The following is a 16,430-nucleotide window of genomic DNA, read 5'->3' on the forward strand; positions in this document are numbered from 1 at the left end:
CATTAACAAAGAATGGCTAATTTAAAAGAAGTAAGAATTCGTATAGCATCTGTGCAGTCAACACAGCAGATTACCAAAGCCATGAAAATGGTTTCGGCTGCTAAATTGAAGCGTGCTACTAATGCTATTATACAATTACGTCCTTATGCTACTAAGCTGAAAGAGATCCTGGGAAATCTTTCAGGTAGCTTAGAAGGATCATCCTCACCTTTTATCCAGGAACGTGAACCTAATAAGGTTTTAATTGTAGTAGTTTCTTCTAACCGCGGTTTAGCCGGTGCGTTCAATATGAACGTGATTAAAACTACCAACAATTTAATTGCCGAGAAATACAGTGAGCAATACAAAAAAGGTAATGTAAGCATTGTAGCCATCGGTAAAAAGTCTCAGGATTTTTATGAGAAACGTAATTACAATGTTATTGGTAATAATAACGATGTATATTCGGCCCTTACTTTTGAGAATGTAACTAAGATTACTGATGCAATTATGGCTGGCTTTGAAAAGGGCGAGTTTGATAAAGTGGAATTGGTTTATAACAGATTTAAGAATGCAGCTGTTCAGATTTTAACTACTGAACAATTGTTACCTTTGCCAAAAGCAGAGCCTGAGGCAACAGTGGTGAAAGCTTCTAATATCGATTACATACTTGAGCCTTCTCAGGAACAAATCGTTGAGCAATTGATTCCTAAATCGATTAAAATTCAATTGTATAAAGCGGTATTAGATTCTCATGCATCTGAGCACGGTGCACGTATGACTTCAATGGATAAAGCAACTGAAAATGCAGGTGATTTATTAAAAGCATTAAAGCTTTCTTACAATCAGGCACGTCAGGCAGCAATTACTACAGAGCTTACAGAGATTGTAAGTGGTGCTGCAGCATTGAATGGCTAATTAGCTTGATAAAGATAATAAACGAGGGTATTCATATTTATGAATACCCTCGTTTTGTTTTATCTCTAACTGATAATTTAAATAATTGAATGTAATGTTGATTTATAGGTAATTAATCCTATTTTTGTGGCATAAATAGAAATCGTATGGAACAGAACATAAAACACAATACGGAAAGCATGAAAAGAGCTAACGATCCTTCAATTTATAAATTGATGGTCGTAGGAATTCTAATCGGTATTTTAGGCGTTTATTTACGCTTTGCTGCTGACTCGACAACTTTATCAATCGTATCATGGGCAATCTTAACAATTGGATCTGTAATCGCTTGTAAAGGCGTATTTAAAATATTAGACGCTTAAGTAGTTCGTCTTCCCAAATAAAGAAAACGTCCCTGTTGGTTTTGGCCAGCAGGGACGTTTTTTTTGTAATATTTATGTGATGCCTTTTTCCTTAGGTTACTTTTCTAACGATTGAGTATTAATTGTAAACGTACAATCTTTAAAGCGAGAAATCAGATATGACTAAATTAATTATAAAGTACCCGGGGCAATAATTAGCTTAATCATCAAAGGCTCTAGCTGACCAATAAAAAACAAAACTTAATTAGATGAAAAAATATTTTATTTATTGCGTATTCGCGATAACGGCTTTCGGCTGCAGTAATATGGAGAAGGAATCTTCGGCTGAGGCCATTGAAAAAATTGAAAATGGTGAAGCTGTAATGGAGGCGAAGATCATTAAAACCGCTGATATGAAATTTAGGGTAAAGGATGTTCAGGATACGAAGGAAAAGCTTTCTGTTGTTTTAAAGGCCGAAGGTGGCACCATCGCTGAAGTGGCTATCAGCAGCAATATACAGAATACGGAAAAAGTGAAATATAGTGCGGACTCTTTATTGGAACTTACTGCTTATCGTACTGAAGGAATGATTTTAGCTAAAGTGCCATCGGAGAAGTTAGATGATTTCACAAATAAAATAGCAAGAATGGCCGTGTTTGTTGACCATCAGTCGATGAAGTTTGATGACCAGAGTCTGGACTATCTTGTAAATGAGCTAAAAAGTATCAACAGAGCAGAAGCCACAGCTTCAATGGAAAAAGCAAAGAAAGAACTCGCTACGGTTCAGAAGAATGTGAAACAACAGCTTGCTATGAAAGATGAATATGTAGATAAGAAGGTAAGAAATATGTCTATTGACAGTAGAGTTCAGTACAGCGATGTGACCCTTAATTTTTATCAGGATCATACAGTGAAACGAATTATAGTTGGAAATGACAATCTATCAGATTATCATCCTCCATTCTTTCAACGTCTGGTTATTAACCTGCAAAATGGCTGGTTTATTTTTAAAGAATTCATTTTACTTCTGTTCAATATGTGGTCTATACTTTTACTGATTGCTGGCGCATATTTTGGATATCGTTATTTTAAAAGGCAACAGAAGAAAAAACTGTTGGTATAACTCAGAAATAGCAAAACAGATTATCTCAATCTCTTTTTGTTATCGCTCACAAAAGATTCCCATCCGGAGTAGGTTTTCCCTTTACCTCCGGTGGGGATTTTCTGAAAGGAATGACAAACTGCAACTGCAAGCCCGTCGGTAGCGTCTAAAAACTCTGGAGTTTCTTTAAAATTTAACAGACGTTGCAACATGGCTGCCACTTGTTCTTTTCCGGCGCTGCCGTTGCCTGTAATGGATTGCTTGATCTTTCTAGGAGCATATTCATTCACAGGTATATTTCTCGATAGGGCAGCTGCCATGGCAACACCCTGGGCACGCCCCAACTTTAACATCACCTGAATATTTTTCCCGTAAAAGGGAGCTTCCAGCGCCAGAGTATCTGGTTTATACTCATCAATTAATTTTACCGTCTTTTCGAAAATACGCTGTAGCTTTAAGAAATGATCATCCAAATGGTCCATTCTTACAATCCCCAGTGTGATCAATTCAATTTTATTCCCTTTCTCAAGTATAATCCCATAACCCATAATTGAGGTTCCTGGATCTATACCCATGATCACCCTTTCCTTTTTTTCAGCCAACATAAAACAATATTAAGCATATTTGCACAGAGTAAAAGTAAAAAGTTTGACATCCGGATATAAAAAAATACTATCATATATTCTTAAAACCACAATTGTAATCTTTGCATTTTGGTTTGTTTATAAGAAGCTATCCTCCAATGAGAATTTAAAGGAGTTCCGTAACCTATTGGAGCAAATTCCGCAATGGGAGATTGTTTTGGTGATGGGATTGGTTTTTTTATTGATGCTTTTTAACTGGGGCCTTGAAGCTGTAAAGTGGAAAAGGCTTATTTCCAGGGTAGAAAGCATTACTTTATGGAGGTCTGTAGAGTCTGTCTTTTGCGGATTAACATGGGCCGTATTTACACCCAATCGTATAGGAGAGTATGGTGGCCGGGTGTTTTTTCTTTCTCCAAAGAGACGGATTATTGGTGTGGTAGCCATGGCAGTAGGTAATATTGGTCAAATGGTACTGACGAATGTTTTTGGAGCAATAGCCCTGAGCATATTTATTTACCGCTTTGTTCCACTTGATTACAGGTTATATTATGCACTGCTTGCTTTGTCTGCAATGTTTTGTGTCTTTTTTATTGTGTTTTATTTTAACATTAAATGGCTAAACGGTATTTTATTATCTATACGTTTTACTCGAAAATATAAGAAGTTCTATAGTATTTTAGCTCGGTATAGTAAGCGCGAATTACTCAGTATTCTATTGTTTTGTCTGGCACGCTATATTGTTTTCAGCTCACAGTATTTCATTCTTTTCTTTTGGCTGATCCCTGAAATTAATCATCTGGATATTCTAATGATGGTTAGTATCTTATTTTTTGTGCAATCAACGTTACCTTCCCTAGATCTTTTTGATATAGGAGTGAGGAGTGTAACAGCCGCTTATTTTTTTAGCTTTGTAACCAGTCACGAGGTAGCTGTTATTGCATGTACTGCAAGCATATGGCTTATAAATATTATAATTCCTGCTATATTAGGATCCTACTTTGTGTTTAAACTTAATTTTTTTGGAAGTATTCAGCGTAATTAGTTACATCTCTTTAATCCTAACAGTTTTATACCTGTTTGTTGTGATAGCCTTTATACGAGGTTGGCATAAATTGGTTTACTATTTGCCTAGAACCAAGGTTTTAACGACAAAAGTATCTGTGCTTATTGCTGCGCGTAATGAAGCTAAAAACATTGCTAAGACTATAGAGGATCTGATTGCTCAACGTTATCATAAGGAACTGACAGAACTTGTTTTTATCGATGACCACTCTACAGATGATACTGCAGCTATTATCCGTTCTTATGCATCTTCGGGTGTAAAGCTGATCCAGCTAAATGAAGATCAGCCATTAAATTCTTACAAGAAAAAAGCAATTCAAACAGCCATTGCTGCAGCTTCAGGATCACTGATTGTGACTACTGATGCTGATTGTCGTATGGGACCAGACTGGTTAAGCACGATTGTAAGTTTTTATGAAGAGTACAATTATAAAATGATTTCATCTCCGGTAGCTTATTTTGAAGAAAAAAGCTTTTTTGAACGGGCACAAACATTAGAGTTTTTGTATTTAATAGGCTTAGGAGCATCTACAATTGGGAATAAAAAGCCTTCTACCTGTAATGGAGCAAATCTGGCTTATGAGCGGGATGCCTTCTATGAGGTAGGTGGCTTTAGAGGTATAGATGATCTTGCTTCAGGTGATGATGAATTGTTATTACATAAAATGGCAGCCAGGTTTGAAAATGGGATTGGCTTTTTAAAGAATGAGGATGCAGTGGTGTACACTCATCCTAAAGCTACTTTAAAGGGATTTATACAGCAACGCAAACGCTGGGCATCTAAAAGTACGAGATATAAAAATAAATCTATTATTGTACTTGGAGTATGTATCTGGTTGTTTAATCTGAGTATATTGGTGAATTTGGGAGTGGGTATTTTTAATGGCTTTTATTTTAAGTTAGCTCTGGTTCAGCTATTGGCTAAAATGGTGGTTGAATTTATTTTTCTGTATGATGTTACTGCATTTGCCAAAAGAAAGAATCTTTTGATGATGTTGCCTGTATTGAATCTGATGCATATCTTGTATATCGTATACATTGGTATTGCAGGGAATAGCGGGAAGTATAATTGGAAAGATAGAATGGTAAAATAATGGAAGTTAATAACCCTTCGGCAAAAGTATGGAAGCAATTTAAGCGGAACAAAATGGCTTTCGGGGGATTGTTATTTATCGTATTACTATTCTTTATGGGGATCCTAGGCTATCTGATTATTCCCGATAAAACACCGATGGCCAATACCATGCATCTACAATTGAGCAATAAGAAACCAGGCAGGACTTTCAATTTTTTAGTGATCAGTAGAAAAAATGTTAAAGAGGTAAGCTTCTTTGAGCGTATGTTGTATGGACAAGATGCTGATTTTAAGAGCATCCCCATTACTTCATATCGGATTGCAAATGGTAAAGTTTATGCAAGGGAATATATTGGTGATGATGAGCAAGCCGAAGAATCTGAATTTCCATTGCTTTCGGGTAAGCAGCAATATCAGCAAACTTTTTGGTTAGGTACAGATACCTATGGACGCGATTTGCTAAGCCGTTTGGTATTGGGGATCAGGGTCTCGCTTTCTGTAGGACTAATGGCCGTACTGATTTCTCTTTTTATTGGCGTCAGCCTGGGTGCCATGGCAGGTTATTTTGGAGGCAAAACGGATGGTGCAATCAGCTGGTTTATGAATGTAATCTGGTCTTTGCCTTCTTTATTATTGGTTATTGCTATATCTTTTGCATTAGGTAAGGGCTTCTGGCAGATTTTTATTGCCGTTGGACTATCTACCTGGGTGGATGTGTCAAGATTGGTTCGCGGGCAGGTAATGAGTCTTAAAGAAGTGGAATTTGTTGAAGCTGCCAAGGCATTGGGTTTTTCTACACCAAGAATTATTATCAGACATATTTTACCGAATATGGCGGGGCCAATACTTGTAGTTGCTTCGGCTAACTTTGCAGCTGCGATTTTGTTAGAAACAGGCTTAAGTTTCCTTGGTTTTGGTGCACAACCTCCTATGCCTAGTTGGGGAACAATGATTAAGGAGCATTATGCTTATATTATTATGGACGCAGCTTACCTGGCGCTGTTACCCGGATTGGCTATTATGTTAACTGTTTATGCTTTTAACTTATTGGCTATTGGCCTAAGAGATGCATTTGATGTAAAATCTCAGAATATATCGGTTTAGTTTACGGATTTATTAACTTTGGTCGCTATGTTATTAAACTGTTATCAGCAAGAATTTATAGAAGCCGGATGTGATGAAGCGGGTAGAGGTTGTTTAGCCGGCCCCGTATTTGCAGCGGCGGTAATTTTACCTGCAGATTTTATTGCCGGAGAGTTGAATGACTCCAAGAAACTCAATCATAAACAACGTAAGGAGCTTAGGGTAATTATAGAAAGAGAAGCAATTGCCTGGGCTGTGGCTGAAGTGGATAACATAGAAATTGATCAGATCAATATTCTTAATGCTTCTTTTTTGGCAATGCACAGAGCTATAGAAAAGCTAAAAGTGCAACCTCAATATCTAAGTATCGATGGAAACAGATTCAAGAAATATCGAGATATTCCTCATACTTGCGTTGTTAAAGGAGATGGTAAATATTTAAATATTGCTGCCGCATCTATTTTAGCTAAGACCCACAGGGATGAATTTATGGAGCGGATCTCTGATGAATATCCTTATTATCAATGGCATCAGAATAAGGGGTATCCTACAACGGTGCACAGAACTGCTGCATTGACACATGGTTTATCGCCATATCATCGTAAAACTTTTACTGTTAGTGCACCTCAACTTGCCTTGTTTTCTGAAATAGACGGATAATTCGTATTTTCACGTTGTTGAAAGCACTTATCCTCACAAATAGAGTCCCTTTCCCACCCAATAGTGGTTATCCCATAGTGGTTTACAATACCATTAAGGGGCTGCTAAAACTTGGAGTAGAAATTACCTTGTTTAGCATCAATACCAGTAAACACAGAATTGATGTGGATGATATTTATGACCCTGTTTTTGAGCAGATTGAATTCCACTCTCATAGTATTGATATTGAAGTAAACGTATGGGATGCACTCACCAATATTTTTTCTAATGAATCATATAATGTTTCCAGATTTTTTAATGAGGATGCTGAGCGTCAGCTGGAAGATATTTTAAAGGAAAATGTATTTGATATTATCCAGTTTGAGGGCTTGTTTGTTGTGCCTTATCTGGATGTGGTAAAAGCAAATAGTCAAGCCAAGGTGATTTATCGTGCACATAATATCGAATTCGATGTCTGGGAACGTATTGCAATGAGGGAACAGTTTACACCAAGAAGAAAGTATCTTCAATTTCTTGCCCGTCGGTTAAAACATTATGAAACTGAACAGATTAATAGGTTTCATCAGGTCTTTGCTATTAGCGAACGTGACAGACAACATATAGTGCAATTTGGTTGTGAAGTACCTCTTGATGTTTTTCCGGTAGCTATAGATTTTGATCAATATGTAACGGACCACTCTTCGGTAGGGTTTCCTACATTATTTCATTTGGGGGCTATGGATTGGCGACCAAATAAAGAGGGGCTTGAATGGTTTCTGGATGAGATCTGGCCAGACATTGAAAAACTAAACAGTGAGCTAAGATTTTATATTGCCGGCAAGAATATGCCCAGGGAGTTTTATGAATATGAATCCGAAAACCTGGTAGTGGAAGGAGAAATATTTGATGCTGTAGAGTTTATAAACTCTAAATCTATCATGATTGTGCCTCTTCTTTCTGCAAGCGGAATGCGTGTTAAAATTATAGAGGGAATGGCCATGCGTAAGTGTATTATTGCCACAAGTATGGCCGCGGAGGGAATTAAATACCAACATGGTAAGGATATTCTTATTGCCAATACTGCCGATGAATTTTATAGGTCTATTCTGCAATGCATCACTAATCCTAAAAAGTGGCGTGAAATCGGAGATAATGCCCGTAAAACAGTTGAAAAGGATCACGATGTGAATGTTATTTCAGAAAGAATGTTGAAAGTCTATCAAAAATTAATTAGTGCCTAAATTTATATACCTTTGCGGCGCTTTTATTTATATTAAACTGTATGAAGAATACCCCGTTAACTGAGAAACACATTTCATTGGGTGCCAAAATGGTGCCTTTTGCCGGATACAATATGCCTGTACAATACGAAGGCATAAATGCAGAGCACGCTACAGTAAGGAATGGTGTAGGTGTTTTTGATGTTAGTCACATGGGCGAGTTCATTTTAAAAGGTGAAAACGCATTAGATTTAATTCAACGTGTATGCAGTAATGATGCATCAAAATTATATGATGGCAAGATTCAATATTCTTGCCTGCCAAATGAAAACGGTGGAATTGTCGATGATTTACTAGTTTATCGTATAGACGAGTTAACTTATATGTTGGTTGTAAATGCCTCTAACATTGAGAAAGACTGGAACTGGATTCAGAAGTTCAATACCAAAGGTGTTGAAATGCATAATATTTCAGATAAGACTTCTTTGTTTGCCATCCAAGGGCCAAAAGCTGCTGAAGCTTTACAAAGTTTAACTGATGTAGATCTGGCTTCAATGGAGTATTACAACTTTGCAAAAGCAAAATTTGCTGGTGTTGATAATGTGTTGATTTCGGCCACAGGATATACTGGAGCTGGTGGTTTTGAGGTTTATTTTGAAAATAAACATGCTGAAGAAATCTGGGATGCTATTTTCGAAGCTGGTAAACCATTTAACATTAAACCTATTGGTTTAGGAGCCAGAGATACCTTACGTCTGGAAATGGGCTTCTGCTTATATGGTAATGATATTGATGATACAACTTCACCAATCTCTGCGGGCTTAGGGTGGATTACCAAATTTTCTAAGGCCTTCACCAATTCTGAAGCTTTGCAGGCTGAGAAAGAGGTTGGCGTAATACGTAAGCTTATTGGTTTTGAAATGGTTGACAGAGGAATTCCTCGTCATGGTTACGAAATTGTAAATGCTGAAGGTGAAGTAGTGGGTAACGTTACTTCTGGTACCCAGTCGCCATCTCTACAAAAAGCAATTGGGATGGGGTATATTGATAAAGCATTAGCTAAAGAGGGAACGGAAATTTTTATCAATATCCGCAATAACCAGATTAAAGCTAAAGTTGTTAAATTCCCTTTTTATAAATAATTCTAAATAACCGTATTTTAAATCTCTGTATTACCCAGCCGATGCCTGATCAAAAAAGCATAGAAGTTTGTTTAACGCCCGCACTATTGAATTTATATGATACTAGTAATAGTATTGTTGTTGTTATTGATATTTTAAGGGCAACATCGTCTATAGTGTATGGTATTGACAACGGAGCTGAGGCGATTATACCGGTTGCACATGTAGAAGATTGTATAAATTATGCAGACAAAGGATTTTTATTGGCTGCAGAGAGAAATGGAGAAGTTGTTGAAGGCTATGATTTTGGCAATTCTCCATTTTCTTATACTAGTGAGAGGGTTAAAGGACGGACGATCGTATTAACTACAACTAACGGTACTAAAGCTATGCACATGGCACGCGAAGAAGCTTACCAGGTTGTAATTGGTTCATTCCTTAATTTGAATGCATTGTGTAAGTGGCTTAAAGTTCAGGAAAAGAATGTTTTATTACTTTGTGCCGGATGGAAAGATAAATTTAATCTTGAAGACACCCTTTTTGCTGGTGCTGTTGTAAATGAATTGCGTAAGGACTTTACACATTTTGATGATTCTTGCGTAGTTGCAGAAGATATTTACCTGTTGGCTAAGGATGATCTGAGAACCTACTTACATAAATCTTCACACAGTCATCGCCTTGCTCAGCTTAATATTGAGGAAGATGTGAAGTTCTGTTTACAGCGTAATATCTGCGAGACGATTCCTGTATTGATTGGAGATACATTAATAGCTTTAAAGGCTTAATTCACTAAACCTTTCATTGTTTTTTATCGTTTTAAGAGTCTCTTCGTAGGCTAGCCAGTAAATGGTTTCTGCCTTGGCAGTATCAAAAATATTAATGCTACCCATGCCTTTTGGCTCTATCAGTATATCACACAGGCTTGTTTTTTCTTCCATGTCTTTATTGATCGACATTAATGCTGCCCGGGTAAGCAAAGCGGTAATATTTGTGATCTTATCAACCGGGTTTAAGTGATTGCAGGACGAACCGATGATGAAGTCACAATCCTTAAGAAGTGGTTCTACCGGGAAATTATTCAATAAACCACCATCAACATACATTTTTTTATCGATCATTATAGGCTTAAAAATGCCAGGGACGCAGCTAGAGGCTTGTACTGCCCTGATGAGTGGGCCTTTATTGAAGTAAACAAGTTTCCCCTCACTAAAATTGGTAGCTGCAATGGTAAGTGGGACTTTTAAATCTTCAATATTCTGCGGTAAATAGGATTTCAATAGTTCTGCTGTATTTTCAAAATTGAGCAATCCTAAACCAAGGGTGGGTCTTAAAAAACGTAATAATTTAGTTTTCAGAAAAATATTCAGCGCATCTTCCGGGTCGATACCTGCGGCATATAATGCGCCTGCAATAGAGCCGGCACTGGTGCCTGTTACATGACTAAAGGTTATTCCTGCATTAGTAAAGGCTTTTAATACACCCAAATGTGCAATACCCCGGATGCCTCCCCCTGCTAATACGATTCCAACTTTTGCCATATGTTTATAACGTCAGATTACTTTGGCTTGTATTTAGAGGCCTGCAATATTTTTTGCGGGTCTTTCTCAGCCATCAATTGTTGTAAGGTTACAGATGGATTTTCTTTCATGTATTTTCTAACAATCTGCCAACCGGTCCATATTCCCAGCTTTGGAGCAGATTCATTTTTTTCACCCAGCCCCGGAGTAAATGGACCTTCACTTATTAAAACCTGTATTTTCTGGTAATCTGTCTGGAACAACAAATCATTTTCCAGGTAATAACCCCATATATTGCCTTCATAGGTCTGGCACCATTTAAGCTGTTTTTCTGTATAACCTATTTTAACGGAGTCTGGTACTTCATCAGCCAGTACCTGATCCATAAAATACAGAATTTTACCATTATGAATCATTTTTGCAAGTAGAGTACGGTCTTCATCACGTTCAGTAAAAAGCTCTTCTCTGGCATAGGTTTCTGTTACTCTCGGGACGATGTATTGTGGTGCAAAGCGTTTGGATAGATATACTGGGACACTTTCAACAATTGCTGGATAGAACTTACTATCTTTTCCTAAAAACATATCGAGACCAATACCCATATAGTCATTACCAATAGGTGTTTGTACTGCAAATCCAGAAATGAAGGAAATAAAGCGGGGAACGTTTGCTTTGGGGTAATAATACTTGATATACTTAAATGATTGAGTCAATTCCTTTTCAATAGGAGCAAGGTTGGGAAAGGCTTTTTCCTTTTCCTGATTCAAATCTTCATAGGCTTGATCATTAAATAAGGTCGACAGAATTTCTTCATTGCTGTATTCATAGTTACCTACCATTTTATGCATATAATCATCATAAAAGTTACCATACTTTTTTTGTAGGGTTAAGTCTGCTTCTTTAAGATTTTTTGCTTTGTTATTGTACAGATCCTTGTCAAAACGTTCGATCTTTATGTCCAGCTTTATTTTGCTTACATCAGGTTTAGTAGTCTGTTTACAGGAAAGAAAAGTTAATATAAACAGAAAAAATAGATAGCTTTGGCTGAATTTAACGTTATAGTAGTTCATGATGAACAAATATAAACGAAGTTTATTCATGCTATAGCACCTTAATATAAAAACAAGTAATGAAAAGAACAATTATAGGCTTATTCTGTTTATTTTTCACAAGTCAGCTTTTTGCTCAGCGGTCACTTCCAGAATATGATTTCAGATTAGGTTTAACAGCGCACCCAACAATAGGCTGGATAAAACCAGAAACAGGTAAAACAAATAGTGTGGCATTGGGTTTTTCATATGGCTTACTTGCCGACTTTAATTTTGCTGAGAACTATGCTTTTGCGACAGGATTAACCATTACAACAATCAATGGTAAGAGTACTGAAGTGAATGTAAAACCTTACTATGATGGTTCAGGTTCACAAATTGCTTATGATCTTAAGTATAAGCTTCAGTATATTGAAATTCCACTTACTTTGAAATTGAAAACAGATAAAATTGGTGAGGTCAAGTGGTATGGACAGTTTGGTTTATCTAATGGATTTAATATAGGCGCCAAACAAAATGCATCTGAATCAGGAAGCGGAAGCAAAGTAATAATAGAAAATAAAGGAATTTCTAAGCAGACTAACTTTTACAGAGCAGGATTGATTTTAGGTGTGGGAGGTGAATTTGATGTTTCTGGAAACACAAGTATAACAACAGGTTTAACCTTGAATAATGGTTTTACTGACATTGCAAGTGATAGTGACCGCAAAGTAAGGAATCATTATATTGGTCTTAACTTTGGCGTTTTCTTTTAAGAACAAAACTTCGATAATCTTACCGCATTAAAAAATGAAAATAGCATTAGCACAACTCAATTATCACATTGGTAATTTTGAATATAACACCAATAAAATCATCGAGAGCATTGAACAGGCAAAGGACAAAGGAGTTGACCTGATTGTTTTTGCTGAGCTTGCTATATGTGGTTATCCTCCACGGGATTTTCTGGAGTTTGATGAGTTTATTGAGCTGTGTGAAAAGGCGGCTTATCAGATTGCCTCACATTGTAAAGGAATTGCCTGTATAGTAGGTTTACCCGTTAAAAACGAAGCTCTTGCTGGTAAGGATTTATATAATGCGGCTTATTTTATTGAAGATGGGCAGTTAAAGCGGATTGTAAAAAAAGCGCTGTTGCCCAATTATGATGTGTTTGATGAGTATCGTTATTTTGAACCTGGAAAAAACTTTGAGTGTATAGACTTTAAAGGGATTAAAATAGCTGTTACCATTTGCGAAGATTTATGGAATATCAATAATAATCCGCTTTATGTTTCTTGTCCAATGGACGAATTAGCCAGACAGAAACCTAAGCTAATGATTAATATTGCTGCTTCTCCTTTTTCTTATATCCATGATGAAACACGTGCTGTTGTTCTTTCTGCGAATGCTAAACAATACAATTTGCCCTTATTATATGTAAATCAGATAGGAGCGCAAACAGAAATCATATTTGACGGAGGCTCGATGGCTTTTGACGCTAAAGGAAACATGATTGATGAAATGCCTTATTTTATTGAGGACATGCGTATCTATGATTTTGAGGATAATAAAATTCAAGGGCTTGAGCCAATTCAACAACAGACTGTACCAGATATTGAGCAGATCTACGAGGCATTAGTGTTAGGTATCAAAGACTATTTTGTGAAATCAGGTTTTACAAAGGCTGTTTTAGGTTTATCTGGCGGTATTGATTCTGCAATAGTATGTGCTTTAGCTTGTCGTGCTTTAGGCCCCGAGAATGTAATGGGAGTATTGATGCCTTCTAAATATTCTTCTGATCATTCTGTTCAGGATGCTTTGGAACTGGCAGAGAATCTTGGATGTAAGCATGAAATTATTCCTATAAAGGATGTTGCTGATGCCTTTGATAAGGTTATGGCTCCGGTTTTTACAGGTCTTCCATTTAACCTTACTGAAGAAAATATTCAGGCAAGATGTCGTGGCGTAATTGTGATGGCGATGTCTAACAAATTCGGGTATATCTTATTGAACACTTCAAATAAAAGTGAATGTGCAGTAGGCTATGGCACTTTATATGGAGATATGTGTGGTGCTATTGGTGTTCTTGGTGATGTTTATAAAACTCAGGTATACGAACTGGCACAGTTTATCAATAAAGACGGTGTTGTAATTCCAATGAATACAATTGTGAAGCCGCCATCAGCTGAGCTTAGGCCGGATCAGAAAGATTCTGATTCCCTACCTGATTATGATACGCTGGATAAAATACTTTTTCAATATATCGAATTGAAGAAAAGTTCATCAGCTATTATAGCTCAAGGATATGAGGAGGCTTTAGTCAGACGGATAATTAAAATGGTAAATACAGCGGAGTTCAAGCGTTATCAAACCCCGCCAATACTGCGAGTATCACCAAAAGCATTTGGCATGGGGCGCAGAATGCCTATTGTAGGGAAATATTTGTCGTAGCTGCATGAGTTTTAACTCATAAAACGGCTTATGCAGTTTTTTTAACCAATTTTCTAATCGGAATAATCGCAGCTAATATTAGTGCTATAACACATAACAGTTTTGCAATAATATCACCTGTTTTTACATACACAGTTAGTTCATCATTCAGATTGATGTCTGCTTTTAAGGCAGTTCTGGTCCACCAGCCTGCTTGTTTAATTACATCTCCCTTTTGATTTATGAAACAAGATATCCCTGTGTTTGCAGAACGTACTACATAACGGCGGCTTTCAATAGCACGTAATTTTGCGTATAAGAGATGTTGATCTTTTCCTGAGGTATTGCCCCACCAACCGTCATTGGTGATGATTGCGATGAATTGAGCTCCATTTTTAACTGCATTTCCAATCCACTCCCCCCATAAAGATTCATAGCAAATTACAGGAGCCACCCCGATGCCGCTATAGGCGAAAAATACGCCTGATTCTTTTTGCCATCCATACCCACCGACTGTACCTCCAAAACCCTCAAATAAGGGATTCAGGATAGATAATGCGGTCGGGAATGGCATTTTTTCTACACCAGGAACTAGTTTTGATTTATGATAAAACTGTACATTAGCAGAGTTTTCTATTTGAACGGCAGCGTTAAAGGCATCAACATAAATGCCGTTGTCGTACTTCTTGGCCGATAATGTTTGTTGATCTGAGTAAAACTTATAACTTTCGATACCAGTTATAAGCGTTCCATTTTTATATTTTTCTAAAAAGTTCTGGGCAATTTTAAAATCAGAGTTACTTCTGATCTGATCTTCATTTACCCTTTCAGGAATGGCTGTTTCAGGCCAGATAAAGTATTCTGTGTTAGGTTGTGCAACAGAATCGGAAAGCTGTGTTAGTATATCTAATTGTTCGGCAGCAGAAAGGCTTCCGAATTTCTGATAGGGATCAATGTTTGGTTGTACCGTAACTACATTTACAGGGACAGACTTTTCCTGATATTGGTAATATTTGGTTAAAGATAGCGCTATAGGAAGTATGATAAATAGTGCCCATAAAAGAACAGGCCTGAATTTTAAATATCCATTAGCACCAGATCTGAATTGTTTATAGGCTTCAAAAGCAAGTATATTGCTAAGTAATATCCAAACGGAACCACCATATATACCAGTATATTCATACCATTGTGCCAATTGGTGCATGCCCGATAATCCGTTCCCCAAGGTCATCCATGGAAATGCGAGATCCCAGCTTTGGTGCAGATATTCCATCGCCACATAAAAGGAAACCAGTCCGGCATAAGCAACTTTCTTATTGCTTACCTTTTGTAATTGGTAATACATCCAGAAAGCAAATGTCATTAGCAATGCACCCAAACCAAAAGGAATAAGCGATACAAATGCAGAGACTACAGGGTTGTTTACAGCGCTGATGGCATTATATACCCAATAAATAGAAGCTGTATTCCAAAGTAAAAAGGTCAGTCCGGCGGTAAAGAAAATCTGTTCGCCAGTTTTACCTTCATTTTTAAGGATGATCCTGTCAAGTCCAATAAGTAAAGGTACCAATCCAACTAATAATAATGGAGTGGTATAGGGAATTGGTGGCCAGGCCAGCCACATTATAAATGCGCTTAGCAGGGCCAGCGGGGCAGTACTTTTAAAGTTCATTTTTGCTGTTTATAAGCTGTCTAAAATGTCTGCTTTTTTCGCTTCATATTCCTCTTGTGTAATCAGGTGTTTGTCGTACAGACTTTTTAACTTCCTCAACTTTAATGTCGTTTCATCTTCAGGTTCTTCAACATGAATAGGTTCAGCAGGAGGAGCTGAAAACAAAGCGACAGGTTCTTCAGCAGGCTCTGATGGAACTGTATTTACAGTAACCGGAGAGGTAGTTGAACGTCTTTCTTCGAGTTCAGCTTGTCTTTGTTGCTCTTTATAGTCTTCCAATTGCTCGTATGCTGCCTGGTACAACTTGCGTGCTTGAACTTTCGGAATATACTCAGTGATAATATTTTCACCATGTAAAGGAACGCAGATGAATTTAGAACCAAATATTTCCTCTTTAAAAGAAACTTCTTTAACACTTTTCCACGAAATATCTTTAAAGTTCATGGTGATACCAAAGTTGCCTGGCTCACAATAAAAAATACGTTTGTTACTTACAGCAATGCAATCAGGAAGCAGGTTTACAGCAGGTTTTTTTTGTACCGCCATATAAATCAGTTCCTCGTTTGCAGTGAGCATATCATTTAGCTTACCCAATACCTTTTCAACGGCTTTAGGATCTTGTTCGTCACTTAAAAATCTATCTATTAAATTCATGATG

17 protein-coding genes are annotated in these 16,430 nt (G+C 37.1%); 12 read left to right on the forward strand and 5 right to left on the reverse strand.

What is annotated here, in order from left to right; all coding sequences use genetic code 11:
- Window positions 1–12: 12 nt before the first annotated feature.
- The 3 genes from atpG (at window position 13) to ABDJ41_RS02510 (ending at window position 2,362) form a co-directional block, all read left to right on the forward strand.
- Entirely contained in the window at window positions 13–897 is an 885-nt protein-coding gene (atpG, locus tag ABDJ41_RS02500) for an ATP synthase F1 subunit gamma (RefSeq protein ID WP_349784162.1), read from the forward strand.
- A gap of 146 nt (window positions 898–1,043) precedes the next feature.
- Window positions 1,044–1,259: a hypothetical protein gene (locus tag ABDJ41_RS02505; RefSeq protein WP_349784163.1), complete on the forward strand. Its 216-nt coding sequence runs from the start codon at window positions 1,044–1,046 to the stop codon at window positions 1,257–1,259.
- Between the two features lie 248 nt (window positions 1,260–1,507).
- The gene (locus ABDJ41_RS02510; RefSeq protein WP_349784164.1) at window positions 1,508–2,362 is read left to right on the forward strand and encodes a DUF4349 domain-containing protein; all 855 of its coding nucleotides are present in this window, start codon (window positions 1,508–1,510) and stop codon (window positions 2,360–2,362) included.
- 20 nt (window positions 2,363–2,382) lie between these two features.
- Here ABDJ41_RS02510 and ruvC read toward each other — a convergent pair whose 3' ends face one another.
- Window positions 2,383–2,946, reverse strand: a complete 564-nt coding sequence (gene ruvC / locus ABDJ41_RS02515; RefSeq protein ID WP_349784165.1) for a crossover junction endodeoxyribonuclease RuvC — start codon at window positions 2,944–2,946, stop codon at window positions 2,383–2,385.
- 43 nt (window positions 2,947–2,989) lie between these two features.
- Here ruvC and ABDJ41_RS02520 point away from each other — a divergent pair, with 43 nt between their 5' ends.
- The 7 genes from ABDJ41_RS02520 to ABDJ41_RS02550 are packed head-to-tail and all read left to right on the forward strand — an operon-like array spanning window position 2,990 to window position 9,910.
- Window positions 2,990–3,967, forward strand: a complete 978-nt coding sequence (locus ABDJ41_RS02520) for a hypothetical protein (protein WP_502930326.1) — start codon at window positions 2,990–2,992, stop codon at window positions 3,965–3,967.
- Entirely contained in the window at window positions 3,945–5,081 is a 1,137-nt protein-coding gene (locus tag ABDJ41_RS02525; RefSeq protein WP_349784167.1) for a glycosyltransferase family 2 protein, read from the forward strand. The genes ABDJ41_RS02520 and ABDJ41_RS02525 overlap by 23 nt, the downstream gene beginning before the upstream one ends.
- A complete protein-coding gene (locus ABDJ41_RS02530) occupies window positions 5,081–6,166 on the forward strand; it encodes an ABC transporter permease (RefSeq protein WP_349784168.1) in 1,086 nt (361 codons plus the stop codon). The genes ABDJ41_RS02525 and ABDJ41_RS02530 overlap by 1 nt, the downstream gene beginning before the upstream one ends.
- A gap of 27 nt (window positions 6,167–6,193) precedes the next feature.
- On the forward strand, window positions 6,194–6,805 hold the full coding sequence (gene rnhB / locus ABDJ41_RS02535; protein ID WP_349784169.1) for a ribonuclease HII: 612 nt from the start codon (window positions 6,194–6,196) through the stop codon (window positions 6,803–6,805).
- A gap of 17 nt (window positions 6,806–6,822) precedes the next feature.
- Window positions 6,823–8,025, forward strand: a complete 1,203-nt coding sequence (locus ABDJ41_RS02540) for a glycosyltransferase family 4 protein (protein WP_349784170.1) — start codon at window positions 6,823–6,825, stop codon at window positions 8,023–8,025.
- Window positions 8,026–8,066: 41 nt separating this feature from the next.
- The gene (gene gcvT / locus ABDJ41_RS02545; RefSeq protein WP_349784171.1) at window positions 8,067–9,146 is read left to right on the forward strand and encodes a glycine cleavage system aminomethyltransferase GcvT; all 1,080 of its coding nucleotides are present in this window, start codon (window positions 8,067–8,069) and stop codon (window positions 9,144–9,146) included.
- A gap of 41 nt (window positions 9,147–9,187) precedes the next feature.
- Window positions 9,188–9,910 carry a 2-phosphosulfolactate phosphatase gene (locus tag ABDJ41_RS02550; RefSeq protein WP_349784172.1) on the forward strand — a complete coding sequence of 241 codons (723 nt, stop codon included), beginning with the start codon at window positions 9,188–9,190 and terminating at the stop codon, window positions 9,908–9,910.
- Here ABDJ41_RS02550 and ABDJ41_RS02555 read toward each other — a convergent pair.
- Entirely contained in the window at window positions 9,899–10,663 is a 765-nt protein-coding gene (locus tag ABDJ41_RS02555; RefSeq protein WP_349784173.1) for a patatin-like phospholipase family protein, read from the reverse strand. The genes ABDJ41_RS02550 and ABDJ41_RS02555 overlap by 12 nt on opposite strands.
- 17 nt (window positions 10,664–10,680) lie before the next feature.
- Window positions 10,681–11,712 carry a gliding motility lipoprotein GldB gene (gene gldB, locus ABDJ41_RS02560; RefSeq protein WP_349784174.1) on the reverse strand — a complete coding sequence of 344 codons (1,032 nt, stop codon included), beginning with the start codon at window positions 11,710–11,712 and terminating at the stop codon, window positions 10,681–10,683.
- 59 nt (window positions 11,713–11,771) lie between these two features.
- Between gldB and ABDJ41_RS02565 the strand changes: the two genes are divergently transcribed.
- Both ABDJ41_RS02565 and ABDJ41_RS02570 read left to right on the forward strand, forming a co-directional pair.
- Window positions 11,772–12,446 (forward strand): porin family protein, encoded by a 675-nt coding sequence (locus tag ABDJ41_RS02565; protein WP_349784175.1) that lies wholly within the window; start codon window positions 11,772–11,774, stop codon window positions 12,444–12,446.
- 34 nt (window positions 12,447–12,480) lie between these two features.
- A complete protein-coding gene (locus ABDJ41_RS02570) occupies window positions 12,481–14,121 on the forward strand; it encodes an NAD+ synthase (RefSeq protein ID WP_349784176.1) in 1,641 nt (546 codons plus the stop codon).
- Window positions 14,122–14,149: 28 nt separating this feature from the next.
- On the opposite strand, the gene lnt is transcribed toward ABDJ41_RS02570, so the two are convergent.
- Together lnt and ABDJ41_RS02580 are read right to left on the reverse strand one after the other, a co-directional pair.
- Window positions 14,150–15,772 (reverse strand): apolipoprotein N-acyltransferase, encoded by a 1,623-nt coding sequence (lnt, locus tag ABDJ41_RS02575; RefSeq protein WP_349784177.1) that lies wholly within the window; start codon window positions 15,770–15,772, stop codon window positions 14,150–14,152.
- 9 nt (window positions 15,773–15,781) lie between these two features.
- Window positions 15,782–16,426 (reverse strand): PH domain-containing protein, encoded by a 645-nt coding sequence (locus ABDJ41_RS02580; protein ID WP_349784178.1) that lies wholly within the window; start codon window positions 16,424–16,426, stop codon window positions 15,782–15,784.
- Window positions 16,427–16,430: the final 4 nt, after the last annotated feature.

The organism is Pedobacter sp. ASV1-7 (assembly GCF_040203335.1).
Taxonomy (GTDB): domain Bacteria; phylum Bacteroidota; class Bacteroidia; order Sphingobacteriales; family Sphingobacteriaceae; genus Pedobacter.

What these genes read in the sequence shown, in the direction of transcription:
- atpG (WP_349784162.1), top strand. Translation starts at nt 13, where the DNA reads ATGGCTAATTTAAAAGAAGTAAGAATTCGTATAGCATCTGTGCAGTCA.
- ABDJ41_RS02505 (WP_349784163.1), top strand. Translation starts at nt 1,044, where the DNA reads ATGGAACAGAACATAAAACACAATACGGAAAGCATGAAAAGAGCTAAC.
- ABDJ41_RS02530 (WP_349784168.1), top strand. Translation starts at nt 5,081, where the DNA reads ATGGAAGTTAATAACCCTTCGGCAAAAGTATGGAAGCAATTTAAGCGG.
- ruvC (WP_349784165.1), bottom strand. Translation starts at nt 2,946, where the DNA reads ATGTTGGCTGAAAAAAAGGAAAGGGTGATCATGGGTATAGATCCAGGA.
- ABDJ41_RS02550 (WP_349784172.1), top strand. Translation starts at nt 9,188, where the DNA reads ATGCCTGATCAAAAAAGCATAGAAGTTTGTTTAACGCCCGCACTATTG.
- rnhB (WP_349784169.1), top strand. Translation starts at nt 6,194, where the DNA reads ATGTTATTAAACTGTTATCAGCAAGAATTTATAGAAGCCGGATGTGAT.
- gcvT (WP_349784171.1), top strand. Translation starts at nt 8,067, where the DNA reads ATGAAGAATACCCCGTTAACTGAGAAACACATTTCATTGGGTGCCAAA.
- ABDJ41_RS02580 (WP_349784178.1), bottom strand. Translation starts at nt 16,426, where the DNA reads ATGAATTTAATAGATAGATTTTTAAGTGACGAACAAGATCCTAAAGCC.
- ABDJ41_RS02555 (WP_349784173.1), bottom strand. Translation starts at nt 10,663, where the DNA reads ATGGCAAAAGTTGGAATCGTATTAGCAGGGGGAGGCATCCGGGGTATT.
- ABDJ41_RS02565 (WP_349784175.1), top strand. Translation starts at nt 11,772, where the DNA reads ATGAAAAGAACAATTATAGGCTTATTCTGTTTATTTTTCACAAGTCAG.
- ABDJ41_RS02570 (WP_349784176.1), top strand. Translation starts at nt 12,481, where the DNA reads ATGAAAATAGCATTAGCACAACTCAATTATCACATTGGTAATTTTGAA.
- lnt (WP_349784177.1), bottom strand. Translation starts at nt 15,772, where the DNA reads ATGAACTTTAAAAGTACTGCCCCGCTGGCCCTGCTAAGCGCATTTATA.
- ABDJ41_RS02510 (WP_349784164.1), top strand. Translation starts at nt 1,508, where the DNA reads ATGAAAAAATATTTTATTTATTGCGTATTCGCGATAACGGCTTTCGGC.
- gldB (WP_349784174.1), bottom strand. Translation starts at nt 11,712, where the DNA reads ATGAACTACTATAACGTTAAATTCAGCCAAAGCTATCTATTTTTTCTG.